Below are 21,757 nucleotides of genomic sequence, written 5' to 3'. Positions count from 1 at the left end.
TGATCCGCGCGTAGTTTCAACCTGATTCTCAGTCCGGCGACAGACCTGCAGCCGCCAGCAGGCGGGCGCTTTCCTCGGCCAGCAGCCGCTCTTCGGCCGCGCCCTTGACCGGGACCTTTCCCACCTCGAGCAGCAACGGCGCCGCCAGCGGTGACACCCGGTCCAGCCGGATCAGGTCGATCCGGTCGCCGATGCGCGCGATCATCGCCTCGATCCGTCCGAAATCGACCAGCCCGCGCATGGCTTCTTCGCGGGTGATCTGCATCAGCAGGTGGTCGGGGTCGTATTTCAGCAGCGTGTCGTACAGGATGTCCGACGAAAAGGTCGCCTGCCGCCCGCTTTTGCGTTGGCCGCCCGAGTTGCGCTCGATCAGCCCGGCGATGGTGGCCGAGGCGCGGAAGGTCCGTTTCATCACCGCGTTGCCTGCCAGCCAGTTGTCCAGCCCGTCGCGCAGGGCCTCGATCTGGAACAGGGGGCTGGGGTCGGTCACCGCGTCCAGTCCCCAGATCAGCGTGGCATAGTCGGTCGCGACAAAGCCCAGCGGCGCAAGTCCGGTTTCCTCCATCCGTTTGGTCAGCAGCAGGCCCAGCGTCTGTTGCGCGTTGCGTCCGGCAAAGCCGTAGACGCACAGGTTTTCGCGGCCGTCATTGGGAAAGCTCTCGATCAACAGCCGGTCACGCCCGGGCAGCCGCGACATCCGGCGCTGCAGGTCCAGCCATTCACCCGTATGTTCGGGCAGTTGCGGCCAGTCGGGCTGTGCGAACATCCGCAGGATGCGGTCGCTCAGTTGGGTCGAAGTGGCGAACTTGGTGCCCGAGAAGGTGGCGATCTTGGGCTTTTTGTCCGCACGGCGCGTGACCTCGACAACCATTTCGCGCAGCCCTTCATAGCGCACGATCTGACCGCCGATCAGGAAGGTGTCGCCGGGGGTCAGTGATGCGGCAAAGGACTCTTCGACCTCGCCCAGGGGTTTGCCGCCCCGGTTGCGTTTCAGCCGGACCTTCAGGGTATCGCTGTCCTGGATCGTGCCCAGGTTCATGCGGATGCGTTGCGCCGCGCGCGGGTCGCGCAGCTGCCACAACCCGTCGGGGCGCTGTTGCAGGCGTTGCCAGCGGTCATAGGCCCGCAGCGCATAGCCACCAGTTGCGCAGAACTCCAGACAGGCATCGAAGGCGGTGCGGGACAGATCGGCATAGGGACCGGCCGAGGTGACCTCGGCATACAGGGCGTCGGCATCGAACGGCCCGGCGCAGGCCGCGATCAGGATGTGTTGGCACAAGACGTCACGCGGTCCGGGGCCGCGCGGCTCGCCGTCCAGATCGTGTTCGCGCGCGGCCTCCAGCGCGGCAACGCATTCGACCACCTCGAACCGGTTGGCAGGCACCAGCAGGGCCTTGGACGGCGCGTTGTAGCGGTGGTTGGCCCGCCCGATCCGCTGGACCAGGCGCTTGACGTTCTTGGGGGCGCCGATCTGGATCACAAGGTCCACGTCGCCCCAATCGATCCCCAGATCGAGGCTGCCGGTGCAGACGATGGCGCGCAGGTCTCCACGGACCATCGCCGCCTCGACCCGTTCGCGCTGTTGCCGGTCGAGGCTGCCGTGGTGGATGCCGATGGGCAGGCCTTCGTCATTGGCCAGCCACAGGTTGTGAAAGAAGATCTCGGCCTGGGCGCGGGTGTTGTGGAAGATCAGCGTCGTCTTGTGCTGCCGGACCTGCTCCAGCACCGCCGGAATGGCATAGGCCGCGCCGCCCCCGGCCCAGGGCGGCATTTCGGCCGTCTGCAACATGGCGATATCGGGGTCGGGGCCGGGGTCGGCCAGAACGATGTCGCAAGGGTCGGGGTGACGGGCCAGAAAGCGCGCGATGGCGTCCGGGTCCTCGACCGTCGCCGACAGGCCCACACGCCGCAGATCGGGGCACAGGGTCTGAAGCCGGGCCAGGGCCAGCATCAACTGATCGCCCCGCTTGCTGTCGGCCAGCGCATGTATTTCGTCAACGATCACGCGCTGGACGCCTTGGAACATGCGCGGCGCATCCTCGTAGGACGTCAGCAGCGCCAGGCTTTCCGGGGTCGTCAGCAGGATATGCGGCGGGTCCACGCGCTGGCGCTTTTTCTGGGTGGGGGTGGTGTCACCGGTGCGGTCCTCGATCCGGATCGGCAAGCCCATCTCGTCGGCCGGGCCGCGCAGGTTGCGCTTGATGTCGGCGGCCAGCGCTTTGAGAGGCGAGACATAGATCGTGTGCAGCCCCGCGTGCCGCCCATCGGCCAGTTCGATCAGCGAGGGCAGGAACCCGGCCATCGTCTTGCCGCCGCCCGTGGGCGCGATCAACAGCGTTGCCGGGGCCTGCGCCCGGTCGATCATGGCCTGTTGATGCGGGTGCAGGGACCAGCCGCGTGCGGAAAACCAGGCGTCTATCCGGTCAGGTGGCCTGATCATGTAGCGGACCGGGTGGTCGTGGTCGCCCGCGCGGAAATAGATCGAAAAACCGCGACGGATCGCAGTGCCGTGAACGTGTCACTTTCGGCACTACGAATCCTGGAGAGAACTATGTCCAATCTGCGCAGCTGGGCGACACCTTTGACCATCGGCAGTTTCCTGATCATGGGAACGACGGGAAGCCTCATGTTCTTTCATTTGAACAGCGGCTTCAACAAGTCGATCCATGAATGGGCGGGTTGGGCGATGATGATCGGGGTTGCGGCACATTTGATATTGAACTGGCGGCCCTTCACTGTCTATTTCAAGCGCCCCGCGGCCCTGGCGATCATCGCGGGGTGCGCAGGGCTGCTGGCCCTGTCTTTCCTGCCCATTGGGGGCGGCGGAAACCCGATGCTGGCCGTTTTCCGGGCGATCAACGACGCGGATGCGGCTGTGGTCATTCAACTGAGCGGGCTGGATCTGGAAACCGGATTGCAACGGCTGGAACAGGCCGGATTCCACGCCGAGCCGGGAACCCGGATCAGCGACCTGACCGACGGTGACCGCGGCAGGCAGATGCAGATTGTCGACGCTCTCTTCACGCAGTAGGAGCGTACCAGGCCGTGCCCTATTTCACGATCTTCTCGTCCTTGACGAACATGTTCGCCCAGGCGCGGTCGATCAATTCGGGGCTCATCTGATAGGGGATGCCCTCGAACTCGCAGATCGAGATCATCTGGTCGATCAGGAAGATCGGTTGATAGTTCGCATAGACATTGTTGATGGTCGGATACTTGACCTTCAGCAGATGCACCAGCGCGGCCTCGTCCAGCGGCATGCCGCGCTTGCGGGCGACCATGGCGAAAATCTTCAGGAAGTTTTCCTGGTTCGGGCCGTCGATCTTGATCTTGAAGAAGATCCGGCGCAGCGCGGCCTGGTCGAAGATCTCGTTGGGGTGGAAGTTGGTCGAAAAGATCACCAGCGTGTCGAAGGGCACCTCGAACTTTTCGCCCGACTGCAGGCCCAGAATGTCCTTGCCCTCTTCCAGCGGAACGATCCACCGGTTGATCAGGGCCTGCGGCGGCTCGGCCTGGCGGCCAAGGTCGTCCACGATGAAGATGCCGCCGGTCGATTTCAGCTGCAGCGGCGCCTGATAGGTGCGCGCCGTGGGGTTGTAGACCAGGTCCAGCATGCTCAGCGACAGTTCGCCGCCGGTGATCACCGTGGGGCGTTCACATTTGACATAGCGCGTATCGAACCGTTTGCGGCGGCGCAGGCTGTTGGCGTCGTCGGGTTCGTCCTCGATCGCGTTGTGCACGATCGGGTCATAGACGGTGATCACCTGGCCGGCATATTCGATGGCGCGGGGCACATAGACATTGTCGCCCAACGCATCGCGAATCCCGTTCGAGATCGAGGATTTGCCGTTGCCCGGCGGACCATACATCAGGATCGACCGGCCGGCGCTGACCGCAGGCCCCAGATGGTCCAGCAGGCTGTCGGGAAGGACAAGATGACCCATGGCGCTGGTCAGTTGCTCGCGCGTGACCTGGATGTTGCGGATCGACTGGCGTTTGACCTGTTCGCGGTAGACTTCCAGCGGCACAGGCATCGCGCCGAAATATTCGGACTGGCTCAGCGCATCCAGCGCTCGCGCCTTGCCGGCATCGGTCAGTTGATAGCCCATCTCGTTGCCGCTGTTGGCGTTCAGCGTGCCGGTCGCCTCGAGCAGCTTTTGTTCGCGGGCGATGTCCACCAGCTCCTGCGTGACCGACGCCGGCAGGCAGATCGCCTGGGAAATCTGGGTGACCGTGTCGACGTTCTTGCGGAAGATGGTCTTGAGAAGGATGTCCCGCATCATCACCAGCGGAAGCTGCATTTCCTTCAGCCCTTTGGGGGAAGGGGGGGCCATCACGGAAGTGGTCTGCATATTCATGAGCGCTGCTCGTCCATCAAAAAATGTCACACGGTCGCCCCCTCGGGTAAGGGGCGGATGTGGAAAATCTGGCGCAGCTTTGTGGCAGTACCATGGCGAGGGCGCGGCGCAGGAAAGATGGTTTACGAACCGTAAACGGCGCCGAGAATCAGGTAGATGGCCAGAGCCCCGGCAAGCGCCAGACCCATGGGGAACTTCTTGCCCTGCTCCCAGCTTTTCCATTCCGGCGCGAACCGGCGCAGGCCGGTGTGTTTCGCCAGTCGGTGGGTCGTGAACGCCGCCAGGACCGTGGCCATCAGGATGGCGGCAACCGACAGAAGGTCGCCCAACCAAACATAGGGGGCGGCGGCGGCGCAGAATTTGGCGTCCCCGGCCCCCATGACACCCGCGGCGTTCAGCAGGATGCCAAGTATCAGGACCACGATCAGGTGATGCAACTGCCAGGCGTAGACCGGCAGCGAAAAGGACAGCGGGCCGAGCGTTCCGGGCAGCCAGTCGCCCGACCAGGGCGGAACCGCGACCAGGCCGACCACCACGAACACGGCCGCCAAGGCAACGACCGCGTGGTTCTTGATGCGCATTTCACGCATGTCGGTGAAGGCGACATACAGGCAGATGGGCAGCACAAAGGGCAGGAACCACAGCGCCGCGGCAGACGGGATGGTCATCTATCAGGCGTCCTCGAATGCGCGCAACGATCGCACCGCCGCGTCGAAATGCTGCGGGTGCGTCGCGATGGCCTCGCGGAACAGGTTCTTGGCCAGGTTCACGTCGCCGCGCTTGACGGCCGAGATCGCCATCGTGTTCAGCAACTCGGCCCGTTCGGCCTGGGTCATGGGAATCACGGGCATGGAATAGTTGCCCTGTGCGGCCCGCGCCAGGACCAGATTGTTCTTGGCTGTGAACAGGTTTTTGTCCTGGCGGATGGCCTCGGTGAACAGCCGCTCGGCTTCGGCATACTGGCCGCGGCTCAGCTTGGAATACCCCCAATTGTTCATGACACCGGCCGGTCGGGTCGTCAGGCCCACGGCGGTCTCATAGAAATGATCGGCGCGTTTCCAATCCTTGTTGGCATCGGCGACCAACGCTTCGAGACGGTATCGCTTGAAGGTCTCGTGCGTCGGCGGCACGGAATCAAGGACCGCCTTGGCCTCTTTCCAGTTTCCGCTGCGGACCAGCGCATCCGCATATTCCACCCGGTCGGCGCTGGTGGCGCCGGGCATCGTGGTCACACGTTTCCACGCCACCGCGGCCTCGGTGCTGCGTTTGGCGCGAACCAGCGAAATGGCCAGCCCACGCTGCAGGTCGATCCGATCGGGGTTCTTGCTGGCGGCACCCTGGAAATAGGTGACGGCCTCGTTCGGGTTCGACGCATTCAACATCACGTCGTTCAGGTTGGTCTCGTCGATGACGTTCACTTCCTGGAACGTGCGTTCGACCTTTTCCTGCTCGGTTTCCTTGGCGCAGGCCGTCAAGATCAGCCCGCATGCCGCGACTGTGGGAATCAGAAAGCTGTGGCGCATTTTTGCGTCCCTTGCTGCTCGTGCCTCTGTTACCGGTTCCTGCGCAACAGGAATGCCCCATCCCCTTGTTGCTCAAGCCGGAATTCTTGTTCTTGCGTGGTAATATTAACAGGATTTTCCATTTTTGCGAGTGCCAAGCGCAGATTGTCCCGGATTGCGTCACTTTCGCCATTGTCCAGCGCATAGGCCCGTCGGAACACATGCGAGGCTTCGGCATATTCACCGGTTTCCATCAGCAACACGCCCAGATTGTTCCAGGCGATCGGCCATTCCGGGTCTTTTTCCACGGCTTCGCGCAATAGCGGTTCCGCCTGGCCAAGACGCCTGAGCCCAAGATTGGCGGTTCCGATCGAGGTCAGGATTTCGGCGGTCATCCCTTCGGCCAGCGCCGCGCGGGTGAAAGACTCCAGCGCCAGTTCGTATTCTCCGGCAGCCATCAGGCGGTTGCCCACGGCGACTTCGTCGACCGGGCCGCCCTTGGGGTCGATCCCCGGGGGGTAGGGGCCTTGGGTCAGGCCGGTCTCGGTACACGAAACCACCGCGGATGCGGCCGCGGTGGTTGTCAGGATGAAAATCCCCGTTCTCGTGACGCGAAGCAGCGTTGTCTGCATCCGGCTATTTGCTCATGTTCGTAAAGTCCATGATCCCTTTGGCCGACGGCCCGATCAGAATGATCAGCAGTGGCGGGACCGTCAGCATCATTGTGGCAAGCGTCATTTTGGTTGGCAACTTGTTTGCGGCCTCTTCCGCGCGCATAACCCGCTTGTCACGCATCTCGCCCGCATAGACCCGCAATGCATCGGCGATCGAGGTGCCGAAAGTCGCCGATTGGATCATCACGGTCACGAACGAACTGACGTCCTGCACGCCGCAGCGGGTGCCGAAGTCGCGCAGAACCGTGTCCTTGTCCTTGCCGGCCTTCATCTCGTACGCGACGGTTTCGAATTCCTGCGCAATGTCCGGATACGAAGCCTTCATCTCGGACGCCACGCGAACGATGGCCTGGTCCAGCGACTGACCCGCTTCCACGCAGACCAGCATCAGGTCGAGCGTATCGGGGAAGCCGGCGGTGATGGCCTCCTTCCGTTCTTCGATGCGGCGCGTGATCCAGTATTTGGGAAGATAGTATCCGATGGCACCGGGCACCAGAACGCGGATCATCATCTGCTGGCCGGTGAATTCCTGCCCGTTGCTGAACACGGTGACCAGCAACACCCCGATGATGATACCGAAAATTCCCAAAGCGAACTGCGCAAAGTGGAAGAAACGAACCGCGTCCTTCGACCGGTAACCGGCCTGGCGCAGCTTGAGCTCCATGGCGGAATATTCTTCCTGGTTCTGCGGCTCGAGAAAGGTGGCGAATTTCTCCAGCTGTTCGTTGCGGCTGGAATTGCGCAGCTTATCCTTTTTGCCCTTCTTTTCGCGATTGGGCGCGGCGTTGGCGCGCTGCAGCTTCTTCAGGGGGTCCTCGGGCTGGTTCAGCAGAATGGGGATGGTGATCAGGATCATGAACAGGCCCAGCACACCCACGACGATCAGCGGCCCGAACTCTCCCAGCTGCTGGGTCAGAAATTCATTGATCTGGTTCAGGATTTCCATGCTTGCCCCATCAGACCTTGATGTTGGTGAGGATGCGCATCACGATCAGGTTAAGGGTCAGCATGATGCCGACAACGAAACAGGCCGGGATGAACCACGGGTGATCAAGGACCGAGTCATAATAATTGGGGTCCTTCACCAGGATGAACAGCAGGCAGCCGAGAGGGAACCCTGAAAGGAACTTGCCTGACCATTGCGCCTCGGCTGTGATGGCCTTGACGCGCCGGAACAGACGGAAGCGGGCCCGGATCACCTTGGCAAGACCGGCAAGGATTTCGGCCAGGTTGCCGCCGGACTGCTGTTGAATGCCCACCGCAACGGCCAAGAAGCGAAGGTCCTGCATGCCCAGACGCTCGGCCATGTCCTTGAGCGCTTCGCCCACGTCGCGGCCATAGGCGCATTCGTCGGCGATCACGCCGAATTCGGTGCCCAACGGGTCTTCGACCTCGTTGGCGACGATCTGGACGGACGATACGAAGGGGTTGCCCACCCGCAAGGATCGCACCATAAGTTCGACCGCATCCGGCAGTTGCTCCTCCAGCATGGCCATCCGCTTTTTGGCCTTGTTGTTCACCCATGCATAGACCGCGCCGACCCCGATCGCCACCGACAGCGCGACCCGCAAAAGTGTCTCGGTGCGGGTGCCGATGCTCAGCCCCATGAAGGCGACGATCGACAGCAGGGCCATCATCATGATCAACTGGCGCGGGCTGAAGGCGATTGCCGCCTTCTGCGCCTTGTCGGCCAGCAGCGAATAGAGCGGGATGCTCTGGGATTTCATGTGCTGCTGCATTTCCTTGCGCAGCTGTTCCAGAACCTGTTCGCGGCCGACACCCTTGTCCAGCATGTCCAGACGGCGGTTGACCTTGCTGTTCAGGCTGATGGACTTGCCGAAAGCCACCAGATAGATGCCCTCGACCAGCGCCAGAACCCCGACGAAGATCGCGACATAGATAAGCGCCTCGGTAGGCAGTTGCATGTCCGGCTCTCCTACATGGTCGTCGGTTCATAGATCGATGCGGGCAGGTCATACCCCCAAAGACGGAACCGTTCCGAATAGTGGCTGCGTACGCCCGTGGCCGTGAAGTGACCGATGATCTTGTTGTCGGGTGTCAGCCCAACGCGTTGAAACCGAAAGATTTCCTGCATCGAGATCACGTCGCCTTCCATGCCCGTGATCTCGGTGATCGAGGTCATCCGGCGCGAACCGTCCTGCAGGCGGCTGGCCTGCACGATCAGGTTCACGGCGCTTGCGATCTGGCTGCGCACGGCCTTGATCGGCATCTCGATCCCAGCCATGGCGATCATGTTTTCCAGGCGCGAGATACCGTCACGGGCCGAGTTGGCGTGGATCGTGGTCATCGATCCGTCGTGGCCGGTGTTCATGGCCTGCAGCATGTCGATCACCTCGGCGCCGCGCGTCTCGCCGACGATGATGCGGTCGGGGCGCATCCGCAGAGCGTTCTTCAGACAGTCACGCGGGCTGACTTCGCCCTTGCCTTCCACGTTGGGCGGGCGGCTTTCCATCCGTCCCACATGGGTCTGCTGCAGCTGCAGTTCCGCCGTGTCCTCGATGGTCAGGATGCGTTCGGCATCGTCGATGAAGCTGGACAAAGCATTCAGCGTGGTGGTCTTGCCCGAACCGGTACCACCCGACACGATGATGTTCAGACGGGTGGACACGGCAGCCTGAAGATAGGCGGCCATTTCCTCGGTAAAGGCGCCGAATTTCACCAGGTCGTCGATGCTCAGCTTGTCTTTCTTGAATTTCCGGATCGACACCAGCGATCCATCCACCGCGATGGGCGGGACCATCGCGTTGAAACGCGAGCCGTCCGCCAGACGGGCGTCGACATAGGGATTCGATTCATCGACACGCCGGCCCACGGCAGACACGATCTTGTCGATGATCCGCATCAGGTGCTTTTCATCCTTGAAGGTGACGTCGCTGAGTTCGAGCTTGCCGAACCGTTCGACAAAGATTTGATGCGGGCCGTTGACCAGAATATCGCTGACCGTGTCATCCTGCAGCAGCGTTTCCAGAGGGCCGAGGCCGGTCACCTCGTCATACAGTTCCTTGTTCAGCTGCGAGCGGTCTTCGCGGTTCAGAACGATGCTCTTGGCTTCCAGAACTTCGCTTGCGATGGCGCTGATTTCGGCCCGAAGTTCCGCCTCGGACGCGTTTTCCAGCGCGGCCAGGTTCAGGTTTTCCAGAAGCTCGCGATGCAGCTCGATCTTGATTTCGCTCAGGCGCTCCTTGCGCTTGCGCTCGCGGTCCATTCCCTTGACTTCGCCCGCTTTCTTGAGCGCAGGCTTGCGCGCGACCGCCGTCGAAGACGACGGCTGAGCCGAGCTGGCAGGGGCTTCCGGCGACTTGGCTGCCTCGGCCGGCGTGGCCACCGGCTGAGCGGCTGGTTGCTTCTTGTATCGTGAAAACACGGCGGCTCCTCCCCTTGGGGGCTGTGATTATGCGGCCTCGGCGCTGTTGCTGCCGAGGTTGTGCAATGACTGAGCAAGTTTGGCGATTTCCCGACGCAGCGGATTCTTGGCGGCGGAATTGGCCAGCGGCAATCCGTGATCGCCGGCCTGAAGAACCGGCTTGCCACCATCCGGCAGTCGCAGGTCGATCGAAATGCCCAGGCTCTCGCCCATGCGCTTGACCCGGCTCTTGCCGTTGAGATCGGTGAATTTCGGAGCGCGGTTCAATGCGAACCGCAACTTGTTGAAGGGCAGTTCCTCGGCCTGCAGCGCCCGCTTGAGACGCAGCGCGTTCTGGGCCGAGCGCATGTCGAGTTCGATCAGGGCGAAATACACATGCGCGGCCTGCAATACCGTTTCGGACCAATGCACCAGTGTCTTGGGCATGTCGATCAGAACGTAGTCATAGTGTTTGCGGGCCATGTCGATCACGCGCTGAATGTCTTCGGGCGTGAGCAGGTCAAGCGGCACCATGTCCGACGGGGCCGTCAGCACGTCGAGCTTGTCATCGAATTTCTGCAGCGCCTGTGCGAACACGTCATCATCCATGGCGGCTGTGTCCGACAGCATCTCGAACACGGCTTCGCGGCGGGGAAGATCCAGATAGGTCGATACGGTCCCGTACTGAAGATCCAGATCGATCAGGCAGACCCGAGGGGCATCCTTGCCCGAAACGGTTGCCAGTTCCCAGGCGAGGTTCACCGCCATGGTCGTGGCGCCGACACCGCCGGCCAATCCGTGAACCACCAAAAGCGCGCCTTCCTTGGATGTCCCGGCCGCCAATGGTACCGCTGTCGGTTGCGGCACCGGTTCGGGATCGGGCTGGTTCATCCGCTCGATGGCTTCCTGCAGCTCGTTTTCCGGCAGAGGGTAGGGGACGAACTCGTCGGCCCCCTTGCGCAGCAGTTGGTGCAATGCCGCCGGCGTGACGTCTTCGGCGATCAGAACGACCTTGATGTTCTTTTCCTTGGCCTTGGTGATGATCTCGCCCATCAACGTCAGATCGTCTTCATCCTCTCCATCGATGGCCAGGGCGACGAATTGAAGGGTTTCGGCCTCGGGTTGGTTGAAAAAGGCCAGCGCTTCGGCAAAACCAAGATCGCCCCAGCGTTCACCCAAGGCGGTTTCCATGTCCTCGATCAACAGGTCGAAGTTCTGAACGTCCCGGCTGATCGTACAAGCCAGAATGGCGGTGTCATCGTTTTGCGGCGTGGCGCTCGTCATTAACACAATCCTCGTCGTAAGAGCGCAGCAAACGTCGATACGGTCGAGAATCGTGTGTCGGTTTGCTGTCGCCCTGTTGCGGCCAATTTTGGCCGCAGGTCACCCAATTGTTCACAATGTCGCTTGGAACTGGGGCAAGAATGGGGCGCAAAAAAACCAATTGTAGGGAAACGGGCGACGATGCCGCCCGATTTCCAATTATTGTTCGCTGGTCTCGCCCAGCGCCGTCTCGCGGCTCAACTTGCTCGGGTAGGTCGCGCTTTCGACATACTCGCGGTAGATGACATCGGCGTATTTCCCGTCCAAGATGTTGGGGTGGCGGTCCACAAGGCCGGATACCTCAGTCACGGTGCGTCGGTTGCGACGATCGCGATTCGGTGTCGCCACCAACGGCTTGGTCTTGCCGAACGACGCCACTGCTTCGAGACGCGAACGCGAGATCCCCTGCTGAACCAGGAAATTCACCGCCGCATTGGCCCGGCGCAGACCCAGGTTGTAGTTGTAGCCTTGGGACCCAACCGCATCCGTGTGGCCATAGACGCGGAACCGGGCCTCGGGGAACTGTTTGATCCAGTTGGCCTGCTGCAAGAGGATCCGGCGTGCCGAGTCGTCCAGCTGGGCGCTGTCGAAGGCAAAGTTGATCTGGGTCGGGACCTCGGCCGCGAATCGCTGAGCCAGGATTTGGCCATAAGACAACTCGCCGTTCATGACCTGAACGTTGTTCAGGGTCGCGTTGCCGAAGGCGCCTTGGTCGATCTCGTAGCCGGCTTCGCGGGTGCAGTTGGCAACCGCGACTGCAAGACCCAGTGTGATCATCCACTTCTGCATTGGTCTGTCCTCCCTATCAGTCCAGGACATAGCCGTAAGAGCTGCCGAAATCCTGTTTGGCGACTTCCGACGCCGCGCCGTTGCCCGTGCGTTCGGTGCGGGCCACACGACCATTGACGAAAAGGTCGAATTCGCTTGGCGGTTTGACCCGGTCCGTGGGCAGGGCCAGAGCCTCACCCCGCGTCGGCGACACGAGATGCGCGGTGATGATGATCACCAGTTCGCTCTGCTCGCGCTGGTATTCGGCGCTGCGGAACAGCGCGCCCAGCACCGGAACGTCGCCCAGCCAGGGGATCTGATTGCTCAGGTCGGTAAAATCGTCCTGGATCAGGCCCGCGATCGCAAAGCTTTCCCCGTCGCGCAGTTCGACCGTCGTGCTGGTCTGGCGCGTGATGAAGCTGGGAACGCTGTCGCCGTTGATGGTGAAGTTCGAGCTGGTGTCGATGCTGGACACCGAGGCGGCCATCTCGAGGTTGATCAGGTCGCCGTCGACGACCCGTGGCACGAAGTCGATCTCGACGCCGAAGGCCTTGTATTCGATGGCAACCACGCCGTCATCCTGCGGTACCGGAATCGGAACCTCGCCACCGGCGAGGAATGTCGCCTCCTGGCCGGACAGGGCCGACAGGTTCGGCTCGGCCAGGCTGCGGGCCAGGCCCTTGGCCTCCAGCGCTTCGAGCAGCAGGCGAACCTGGGTCGACCCGGCGCCGAAGCCGAACAGGATGGCGCCCGTGTTGGACTGGGTCACCGGAATATTGTTGGCCAGGGCGTTGGTCAGGGCGCCCTGGTTGTTCAGAGTGTTGATGCCGCCGGTCACGTCACCGCCGCCAAAGCCCAGTGAGGCCGACAGGTTCTTGGCGACCGTGCGGTTCATCTCTGCAAAGCGGACCTTCAGCATGACCTGCTGCACACCGCCCACATTCATCAGGTTCGACACGCGTTCGGGAGCATAGCGTTCAGCCAGTTCCAGAGCCCGCGCCAGCTTGGCCGAGCTGGACACCGTGCCGGACAGCACGATCCCGTCATTGGCCGTGCGCACCTCGATCGGTTCGTTTGGCAGAATCTGCTTCAGACGCTCTTTGAATTCGGTCACGTCCGGGGCGACCCGAACGCGCACATTGGTGATCAGATTGCCGGCGCCATCGAACAGGGTCAGCGTCGTCATGCCGGGCGCCTTGCCCAGCACTTAAATGGTGCGGTCCGAAAGCGACGAAATATCCGCGATGCCCGCATTCGCGATGCTGAGCTCGGCGAAGGGTGTTTCGCTTTCAACCACGATGGCGCGGTTGATCGGCACATCCAGCGTTTCCGCCGTACCTTTCTTGACCACGCGAAGATTTTCGGCCCAAGCGGCATCGAAGCCGGCCGGGCTCGTAACAAGCGCCACCCCCAAAAGGGTTGCGCCAATCCAGGAACGAAATGTCATGTGACCTGCCTCTCCGATCACCACTCAGTTTTTGTGGGTCTGTTGCCCTATGATGGCGAACTGTGCGCGAATTCGGGTTTTATTGCAATAATCAAGGGTTTCCGGAATTTTCCTTATGTGGACAATGGGCAACAACCAAAACGAGAGAAGCCGCGCAAAAAGCGCGGCTTCGTTCCGAATTCTGCTGGCAAGTTGTTGAGCAAGCGTCAGTTTGTACAGGGAATCGGTGTCTCGACGATCTGATCGCCCCTGCGGGTCCGAATGGTGCAGACCTTCTCTTCTTTTTTGACCGGGGCGGGGGCGCTCTCCTTGATGCCCAACAGCTTGCGCTGGTCCATTTCGATTGCGCTTGCGACGGTTTCATCCTGAACACCCACCAAGGCCAGGGACAGCCGACCGGTGTTCTGCGCCTGCGCCAGCGCTGCGATCTGTTCGGGGGTGGCGGCCACCGTCACCGTCCGCGCAATGGTCGTGCCGGTCACGTCGGACCCGGCCGTCTGGTCGACCGCGATCAATTCGATATTCGGCTGGATCAGGCGCGTGATTTCGCCGTTCGCGCCCTCGACCGCGCCCCGCAGCGACCCGGTCCAGTACACATCGACCACGTCCCCGGGACGCAGGAAGCCCGAAACGCCCGAGGCCACGTCCACACTGATGGCAAAGGCGCGTTTGCCCTTTTCCAGCATCGAGGTCAGGCCGGCTGGTTCACCCGGTTCGGTGATCTTCACCGTCATGATGGCTTCGTCCTTCTCCATCGCGCGCAGGACGAAACGTTCGTTCTCGCCCGTTTCGGGGAACAGAACGGTCATGTCGGTGAACGTGCCTTCGGGGATCGCATTTTCAGGCCACTCGACCACGCGCACATCCTCGGCGGTCAGCGGTTCACCATATTTCAGTTTGCGATTCGCGACGATGACGCCGACGGTCGGCACCACGTCGACCTTGGCATTCGCAAGCGCCTCCTGGGCTGCCTGTCTTTCCCGGGCCAGTGCGTTTTGATACTCGGCAATGTAATTTCGGGCCATGTACACCGCGCCACCTGCCAAGGCGACCCCGACGATCAGGACAAGTCCAAAAACAGCTCGCATGCGTTCACCTCATTCTTTTGTTGGTCGCACGTGTATCGGCCCAAACAAGACATTGAAACAGCGTATTTGATAAATCCGAATTGTGTCGAAATGTGGGACAAATTCCAGCTTTTCAGCAGGGTTGTTTGAGGAAATCTCGAAAGTGCCGCCGCACAAGCGCAGACCACGGAGCAAATACAGGTTGCGTTGGTCGGGCAAAAGCCTGACCTGTGGTAAGTTGGTTCGGGCTCCGCCGCGTCAGCTCCCGCTGGTACCCGCGGTTGCGATGCCGCCGTTCCCGCCGGCGCTGGTGCCGGTGCTGACGGTTGAGCGACTCAACGCCGTATCAACGTTGCCGCCCATGTTGGTTGTCGCCGTCTGGATGACCAGATAGGTCACCATCGACAGACCCACGACCAGCGCGGTAATGACAACCCAATCAATTGTGACAGCGCCGTCTTCATCGCGAATGAAATCATTTGCAACTCGAATCATGGCGTATACCTCTTACCCGTCGGCGTCCCGTGTCTTGCGTGAACTGCGCAGCAGGTGCCGACCAAACCGTTGCTTTAGTCTCCTCGTGCAACCGGGCTGCCCGTCCATGGCGGACAGCAAGTTGGCCAGGCAGGGGGCTATGCCTATTCCAACACTAGGAGTCCTGAGTTTTGGTTAAAAAAAGGCCGCGCCAGTTTGGCGCGGCCCGGAATGCATGGCTCGGGGCTTAGCTGCCGCCGGTGCCGGAACCTGCGGTGGTGATACCACCGGCCGCGCCAGCGTTGGTGCCGGTCGAAACGGTTGCACCGCTCAGGGCGCTGTTCACGTTGGTTGCCAGGCCGGTCGCGCCGCCCGAGATCTGCGTGTAGGCAACGGTGCCCAGGCCCACGACGGCTGCGGTCAGAACGACCCAGTCAACAGTCACGGCGCCGTCTTCGTCTTTGCGGAAGTTCTTGATGAACTTGATCATGTTGCGTCCCTCCTAAAGGATCAAAAAGTCAATAAAACCTCGGGGTCTTGCAGAGCTTTGTCTCTCAACCGGCTCATGACCGTCTCGGTATGGCATTATGTTTGCCCCTCGTGCGTGGCAGGAATTGGGCCAAACAACGAATTTTTTGCCTCAGGTTTAACTTTTTGGTCACCAATAAGCTAACATGCGGAAAGACAATAAGAAAAAATCTCTTCGTCTGCCGCGGTTCAGATAGGCAAGATGCAAAATTGCGGCAAATGAGGCAAAAACGCCCCAATTCACGCGGTTTTTCTGGCCCGCAGCGCGGATTCGCGTAACAAATCAACGGAAAAAGAAGATGAGGCAGGCAAGATGAGAATCCCGAGCGTACTGACATGCGCCGGCGTTTTGGCGTTTGCGGCAGCTATCGTCGCACCGGCCCAGGCCACCGATATCGAACCACGCGGCGTCTACAAACGGATCAAGGCGCCCAAGCCGGGTGCGCGCCCGCAAGTAACCGTCCAAATCTCGCCCGAGGAACACGCCAAGGCGCCATCGGCCCCCAGCACGGGCGCCACGCTTGTCGTGCCCGACATCATTGCCCGCACCAAAGTACCTTCGGCCACCCTTCCGCAGATCCAGCCCGAGAAAACGCCCGAAGGGGCGTACAAGGCCTTTTGGGAGAGGATTTCGCCGGACATGGCCCAGGCCGGTCCGGGGCGGTTGGATCCGGCGCTTCAGGCGCTGGCAACGGTCGGGGTCGCTTCGCCGCGGCTTCAAACTCTGCAGCGCATCGTCGAGCAGCGCGGCGTGGATATTCTGCGCTCGACCGTGGGCACCAAGGTGTCGCCCGCGCTGGTGCTGGCGGTGATGTCGGTGGAATCGGGCGGGCGCGCGACGGCCGTCAGTTCGGCGGGGGCGCAGGGGTTGATGCAGCTGATGCCGGCCACCGCCAAGCGGTTCGGGGTGACCGACAGCATGCTGCCGGAGCAGAATATTGCCGGAGGCGTGAAGTATCTAGACTGGTTGATGGAGGAGTTCGGGAGCGATCCGATTCTCGTGCTGGCCGGCTACAACGCGGGCGAAGGTGCGGTGCGCAAACACAACGGTGTTCCGCCTTATGCTGAAACCCGCGACTATGTTCCCAAGGTGCTGGCGGCGTTCCAGGTCGCCCGCGCCTTGTGCGCCACGCCGCCCGATCTGATTTCCGACGGTTGCGTGTTTCAGAACATGAAGTGAAAAAGGCCGGCGAACTGGCCCTGCCGATTTCTTGACCGTGGCCGCTGAAATGTCGCTGGAACCGGGTCGGTCCATGATCGTCCGAAACTGTCCCTGTTTCGGCCTTTGAGTTTGCCCCACCGAGTGTCGCGCGATCTTCATGGGGTTCTGTGCGTTTGCCGTGTGCGATCCGATAGGACGTGCTGCCCGCCTGGGCGATGGCTCCATGATGGGATGCGTCGTCCGGAAACGCGGTTGTCATATTTGGCATCGGCCATTACCGAGACCCACCGTCCGAACTGCGGGCGGGGGGCATGATGACACGCCTCCCATGGAACTTGCCGGGCAGATGGAACGGCAATGGGCGGCTTGGGCGCGGCGGGTCGCAAAGGCGGCTGCGGGCTAGCGGAGGCCCGAATCCGGGGATGGAAGATGCGCTCCTCCGAGCGCGAGACGCAGGTCACCACGATCCTGGGATTTTCAGTGATCCACGGCACGGAAAGACAGCGCCTGCGCGAAGGCATTCAGCACCATCTCCTGGGCTTCGCCGAGGCAGGCTGCGGCCAATGGCTTCGATCCGCGATGATCCCGTCTTCCGCGCACCTAGTCGGAAGCCGCGCCCCCCAACCGATATCCGTCGCCGGGTCTTCGACACGCCGTCCACCGGTGAAAACCGCTCGTTCCTCAGCGCTACCAGGCAGTTGCAACAAAGACAGGGGGAGGTCTCGCCTGCAGCCCACCCAAAGGGCGCAATTTCTCATGTCGCGTTTCCGGGGTGAATACCTTGCAATGCGCCAACACATTGCAAGGCATCGCATTTTCGTCCGCTGTTCCTGCAGAGTTCACGAACAGGCTGCAAGACGGCAAGCGGCCGCACAATCGCGGACCTTTTCAGTTCACGCCGCCAAGCGGGTCAATCGACAATGGTCGCCTCGGTCGCCGCGCGCATGTCTTCTTCGGTGACGCCATCGGCCCGTTCGACGATCTTCAGGCCGCCTTCGACCACGTCCAGCACGCCCAGATTGGTGATGATGCGGTCAACCACGCCCTTGCCGGTCAGCGGCAGGGTGCATTCCTTCAGCACCTTGGACTGGCCGTGCTTGTTGGTGTGGTCCATCACCACGATGACCCGTCCGACCCCGGCCACCAGGTCCATCGCGCCGCCCATGCCCTTGACCAACTTGCCTGGGATCATCCAGTTGGCCAGATCGCCTTTCTCGTCGACCTCCATCGCGCCCAGGATCGCCGCCGCGATCTTGCCGCCGCGGATCATGGCAAAGGACGTGGCGCTGTCGAAATAGGCGGTGCGGGGCAGTTCGGTGATGGTCTGCTTGCCGGCGTTGATCAGGTCGGGGTCCTCTTCGCCCTCATAGGGGAAGGGACCCATGCCCAGCATGCCGTTTTCCGATTGCAGGGTGATGTCCTTGTCGCCCACATAGTTCGCCACCAGCGTCGGAATCCCGATGCCGAGGTTCACATACATGCCGTCTTCCAGTTCCTCGGCCGCACGCGCGGCCATCTGATTGCGGTCCCAGGGCATTACGCTTCCTCCTTCTTGCGGGTGGTGCGCTGTTCGATGCGCTTTTCGTGCTGACCTTGAATGACCCGGTGCACATAGATGCCGGGCAGGTGGATGCAGTCGGGGTCCAGCGAACCGCGCGGCACGATCTCTTCCACCTCGGCCACGCAGATCTTGCCGCAGGTCGCCGCCGGCACGTTGAAGTTGCGGGCGGTCTTGCGGAACACCAGGTTGCCGGTGTCGTCGGCCTTCCATGCCTTGACGATGGCCAGATCGGCAAAGATCCCTTCTTCGAGGATATAGGTCTCGCCGTTGAATTCCTTGTGCTCCTTGCCCTCGGCGATCACGGTGCCGACGCCGGTCTTGGTATAGAAGCCCGGGATGCCCGCGCCGCCGGCGCGCATGCGCTCGGCCAGGGTGCCTTGCGGGGTGAATTCCAGCTCAAGCTCACCCGACAGGTACTGGCGCATGAATTCGGCGTTCTCGCCGACATACGAGCTGATCATCTTCTTGACCTGCCGCGTCTGCAGCAGGATGCCGATGCCGAAATCGTCGACGCCTGCGTTGTTCGAGGCAAAGGTCAGGTCCTTCACGCCCGACTCCTTGATCGCCTGCAGCAGCAATTCGGGAATGCCGCACAGCCCGAACCCGCCGGCCGCGATCAGCATGCCATCCCGAAGTATCCCATCGAGGGCCTCGGTGGCATTGGCATAGACTTTCTTCATGGAAAACTCCCCCAATGACATGGTGATGGGCAGGTTGTGCCGCCACGTCATTGGGAAGTCAATGAAACCTGCGGGCGGGTGGTATTTCTACCTAACCGCCCGCGGGGGCCGGGATCAGCCGGCTTTCTTCTTGGTGGCTTTCTTCTTGGGCGCGGTCTTTTTTCGGGTGCCCTTCTTGGCGGCCTTCTCATTGACCAGTTCCACCGCCATTTCGGGCGTCACGTCTTCGGGCTTGATGTCCTTGGGCAGGGTCGCGTTGATCTTTTCCCACTTCACGTAAGGCCCATAGCGCCCGTCCATAACCTGGATCGCGCCGCCATCAGGATGCTCGCCCAGTTCCTTCAGCGGTTTGGCCGCAGCCCGTCCCCGCCGCCCGGGATTGGCGCGCTTCTCCGCCAACAGTTCGACGGCCCGGTTCATGCCGATCTCGAACACGTCGTTGGGATCCTTGAGGTTTGCATAGACCGGCTTTGCCTCATCCGGCAGCTGGTGCATGATATAGGGGCCGAAACGCCCGAAATTGGCGCTGATCATACCGCCCTCGGGGTGCTCGCCGATCTCGCGCGGCAGGCTCAGAAGGGTCAGAGCCTTCTCGAGGTCCATGTCATCCTTGTTCCAGCCCTTGGGCAAAGACGCGCGTGGCGGTTTCTTGTTCTCGGGCGTGGCCTCGCCGCGCTGGACATAGGGGCCGAAGCGTCCGGATTTCAGCCAGATCTCGTCATTGCCATCCATGCCCAGCAGACGTTCCTCGCCCTGGGCGCCTTCGCCGGCGATGGGGCGGGTATAGGTGCATTCGGGATAGTTCCCGCAGCCCACGAATCCGCCGGTCCGCGAGGTTTTCAGGTGCAGCCGTCCGACCCCGCATTTGGGGCAGATGCGCGGGTCGGAGCCATCTTCGCGCGGGGGGTACAGCTGCGGGGCCAGCGCCTCGTCCAGCTTGTCGAGCACTTCCGAAATCCGCAGCTCGGACGTCTCGGCGATCGCGGCCGAGAAATCGCGCCAGAACTTGGACAGCAGGTCCTTGTAGTCGCGGGCGCCGGCGCTCACCTCGTCCAGCTGCTCTTCGAGGTTCGCGGTGAATTCGTAACCCACATACTGGCGGAAGAAATTCAGCAGGAAAATCGTGACGATCCGGCCCTTTTCCTCGGGGATCAGGCGGTTCTTGTCCTTGCGGACGTAACCGCGGTCCTGAATCGTGGTGACGATCGAGGCGTAGGTCGAGGGTCGCCCGATGCCCAGCTCCTCCATCCGTTTGACCAGGGTCGCCTCGGTATAGCGCGGCGGCGGCTGGGTGTGGTGTTGCAGCGCCAGAACCGCCTGGTTGTCCGAAAGGATGGCCTTCTTGTCCGCGCCGTCGGCGGTGGCCTTGTCAAACTGATCCTTCAGCGTGGTCCTGGCAAAGCGCGCCGGATCACCCTGCATGATCTGGGGGAGGCGCTTGTCATCCTCATCCTCGACATCGTCGCGGCCTTCCTCGTAGACGCGCATGAAGCCGTCGAATAGCACGACCTGACCGGTGGCGCGCAGGCCGACCTGACCGTCATCGCTGCCGATTTCGACGGTGGTGCGTTCCAGCCGCGCGGCAGCCATCTGGCAGGCGATCGTGCGCTTCCAGATCAGATCGTACAGCTTGCGCTGATCGTCATCCGACAGTTTCAGGGCTGCCGCGTCCTTGGTCATGTCCGTGGGCCGGATGCATTCGTGCGCTTCTTGCGCGTTCTTGGCCTTGTTCTTGTAAATGCGCGGGCTGTCCGGCACGTATTCGGCACCGAACCGGTCCTTGATCGCGTCCCGCGTGGCTGCGACGGCCTCGGGTGCCATGTCGATGCCGTCAGTTCGCATATATGTAATGTGCCCGGCCTCGTACAAACGCTGGGCCACCTGCATCGTGTGGCGCGCGCCCATACCGAATTTGCGGCTGGCTTCCTGCTGCAGGGTCGAGGTCATGAACGGAGCGCTGGGATTGCGCGCGGCCGGCTTCGCTTCGACCGAGGTCACGCTCAGCGCGCGGCTGGTGATGGCCTGTACCGCCAGTTCGGCCTGGGTGGCGTTGGCGATGTCATGCTTGTCCAGCTTCTTGCCGGCCAAGGTGACCAGACGCGCCTCATAGGTCTGGCCGCGCGGCGTTTCGAACAGCGCCTTGACCGACCAGTATTCGACGGGCTTGAACGCCTCGATCTCCATCTCGCGCTCGACGATCAGGCGCAGGCAGACCGATTGCACGCGCCCGGCCGATTTCGCGCCGGGCAGCTTGCGCCACAGAACCGGCGACAGGTTGAAGCCGACCAGATAGTCCAGCGCGCGCCGGGCCAGATACGCCTCGACCAGAGGCATGTCCACCTCGCGCGGGTTCTGCATCGCCTTGGTCACCGCATCCTTGGTGATGGCGTTGAAGGTCACGCGCCGAACCTCGGTGTCCTTCTTGATCGAGCGGCGTTTGGTCAGCGCCTCCTGCAGGTGCCAGCTGATCGCCTCGCCCTCGCGGTCGGGGTCGGTTGCCAGGATCAGCGCGTTGTCGTCCTTGAGTGCGTCGGCGATGGCCTTGACGTGTTTGCGGCTGTCGGCGGCGACCTCCCATTTCATGGAAAAATCGTGGTCCGGATCTACCGACCCGTCTTTCGGGGGCAGGTCGCGAACATGGCCGTACGAGGCCAGCACCGTGTAGTCGGGGCCGAGATATTTGTTGATCGTTTTTGCCTTGGCCGGGGATTCTACAACAACTACAGGCATTTAGTCTGAAACCTCGCTCGACGGATTGGGCGGCATGTATGGCCGTGCAAGATGTGGAGGGCAAGGCGGATTTGTCAATGCACTGTATTGCCGGACCGAATCCAGGTGTGTCGCAGGTC

18 protein-coding genes and 1 pseudogene are annotated in these 21,757 nt (G+C 61.9%); 2 read left to right on the top strand and 17 right to left on the bottom strand.

All coding sequences use genetic code 11. From position 1 onward, the window contains the following. Positions 1-28: 28 nt before the first annotated feature. Positions 29-2,440, bottom strand: a complete 2,412-nt coding sequence (locus F3H26_RS09120) for a ligase-associated DNA damage response DEXH box helicase (RefSeq protein WP_149775746.1) — start codon at positions 2,438-2,440, stop codon at positions 29-31. A 111-nt stretch (positions 2,441-2,551) separates the two neighbouring features. Between F3H26_RS09120 and F3H26_RS09115 the strand changes: the two genes are divergently transcribed. Then, positions 2,552-3,031, top strand: coding sequence for a DUF4405 domain-containing protein (locus F3H26_RS09115; protein ID WP_149775796.1), 480 nt, complete (start codon positions 2,552-2,554; stop codon positions 3,029-3,031). Between the two features lie 19 nt (positions 3,032-3,050). On the opposite strand, the gene F3H26_RS09110 is transcribed toward F3H26_RS09115, so the two are convergent. The 13 genes and pseudogenes from F3H26_RS09110 to F3H26_RS09050 form a co-directional block, all read right to left on the bottom strand. Then, entirely contained in the window at positions 3,051-4,358 is a 1,308-nt protein-coding gene (locus F3H26_RS09110) for an ATPase (protein WP_149775745.1), read from the bottom strand. Positions 4,359-4,480: 122 nt separating this feature from the next. Then, positions 4,481-5,026, bottom strand: a complete 546-nt coding sequence (locus tag F3H26_RS09105) for a prepilin peptidase (RefSeq protein WP_149775744.1) — start codon at positions 5,024-5,026, stop codon at positions 4,481-4,483. Between the two features lie 3 nt (positions 5,027-5,029). Further along, entirely contained in the window at positions 5,030-5,881 is an 852-nt protein-coding gene (locus tag F3H26_RS09100) for a tetratricopeptide repeat protein (RefSeq protein ID WP_149775743.1), read from the bottom strand. Positions 5,882-5,910: 29 nt separating this feature from the next. After that, a complete protein-coding gene (locus F3H26_RS09095) occupies positions 5,911-6,492 on the bottom strand; it encodes a tetratricopeptide repeat protein (protein ID WP_149775742.1) in 582 nt (193 codons plus the stop codon). Between the two features lie 4 nt (positions 6,493-6,496). Next, positions 6,497-7,480, bottom strand: coding sequence for a type II secretion system F family protein (locus tag F3H26_RS09090; RefSeq protein WP_149775741.1), 984 nt, complete (start codon positions 7,478-7,480; stop codon positions 6,497-6,499). A gap of 10 nt (positions 7,481-7,490) precedes the next feature. Beyond that, positions 7,491-8,459, bottom strand: coding sequence for a type II secretion system F family protein (locus tag F3H26_RS09085; protein WP_149775740.1), 969 nt, complete (start codon positions 8,457-8,459; stop codon positions 7,491-7,493). 11 nt (positions 8,460-8,470) lie between these two features. Further along, positions 8,471-9,919 carry a CpaF family protein gene (locus F3H26_RS09080; RefSeq protein WP_149775739.1) on the bottom strand — a complete coding sequence of 483 codons (1,449 nt, stop codon included), beginning with the start codon at positions 9,917-9,919 and terminating at the stop codon, positions 8,471-8,473. Positions 9,920-9,946: 27 nt separating this feature from the next. Beyond that, positions 9,947-11,182, bottom strand: a complete 1,236-nt coding sequence (locus F3H26_RS09075) for an AAA family ATPase (RefSeq protein ID WP_149775738.1) — start codon at positions 11,180-11,182, stop codon at positions 9,947-9,949. A gap of 198 nt (positions 11,183-11,380) precedes the next feature. Next, entirely contained in the window at positions 11,381-12,010 is a 630-nt protein-coding gene (locus F3H26_RS09070) for an OmpA family protein (RefSeq protein WP_149775737.1), read from the bottom strand. 16 nt (positions 12,011-12,026) lie between these two features. After that, positions 12,027-13,436: pseudogene (locus F3H26_RS09065) on the bottom strand (type II and III secretion system protein family protein). A 206-nt stretch (positions 13,437-13,642) separates the two neighbouring features. Further along, positions 13,643-14,524 (bottom strand): Flp pilus assembly protein CpaB, encoded by an 882-nt coding sequence (gene cpaB, locus F3H26_RS09060; protein ID WP_149775736.1) that lies wholly within the window; start codon positions 14,522-14,524, stop codon positions 13,643-13,645. Between the two features lie 237 nt (positions 14,525-14,761). After that, entirely contained in the window at positions 14,762-14,998 is a 237-nt protein-coding gene (locus F3H26_RS09055) for a Flp family type IVb pilin (RefSeq protein ID WP_149775735.1), read from the bottom strand. A 226-nt stretch (positions 14,999-15,224) separates the two neighbouring features. Further along, positions 15,225-15,467: a Flp family type IVb pilin gene (locus tag F3H26_RS09050; RefSeq protein ID WP_149775734.1), complete on the bottom strand. Its 243-nt coding sequence runs from the start codon at positions 15,465-15,467 to the stop codon at positions 15,225-15,227. Between the two features lie 351 nt (positions 15,468-15,818). On the opposite strand from F3H26_RS09050, the gene F3H26_RS09045 reads away from it, so the two are divergent. Beyond that, positions 15,819-16,685: a lytic transglycosylase domain-containing protein gene (locus F3H26_RS09045; protein ID WP_149775733.1), complete on the top strand. Its 867-nt coding sequence runs from the start codon at positions 15,819-15,821 to the stop codon at positions 16,683-16,685. Positions 16,686-17,577: 892 nt separating this feature from the next. On the opposite strand, the gene F3H26_RS09040 is transcribed toward F3H26_RS09045, so the two are convergent. From F3H26_RS09040 to topA, 3 genes are all read right to left on the bottom strand, one after another. Next, entirely contained in the window at positions 17,578-18,204 is a 627-nt protein-coding gene (locus F3H26_RS09040) for a CoA transferase subunit B (RefSeq protein WP_149775732.1), read from the bottom strand. Next, positions 18,204-18,908: a CoA transferase subunit A gene (locus tag F3H26_RS09035; protein WP_040634234.1), complete on the bottom strand. Its 705-nt coding sequence runs from the start codon at positions 18,906-18,908 to the stop codon at positions 18,204-18,206. The genes F3H26_RS09040 and F3H26_RS09035 overlap by 1 nt, the downstream gene beginning before the upstream one ends. Positions 18,909-19,022: 114 nt before the next feature. Continuing rightward, the gene (gene topA, locus F3H26_RS09030) at positions 19,023-21,638 is read right to left on the bottom strand and encodes a type I DNA topoisomerase (protein WP_149775731.1); all 2,616 of its coding nucleotides are present in this window, start codon (positions 21,636-21,638) and stop codon (positions 19,023-19,025) included. Between the last annotated feature and the right edge of the window lie 119 nt (positions 21,639-21,757).

It is taken from the genome of Ruegeria intermedia (genome assembly GCF_900129345.1).
GTDB classification, from domain to species: Bacteria; Pseudomonadota; Alphaproteobacteria; order Rhodobacterales; family Rhodobacteraceae; genus Ruegeria; species Ruegeria intermedia.
Note: the sequence above shows the minus strand (reverse complement) of the source record. Positions and strands in the feature narration are given on the sequence as shown.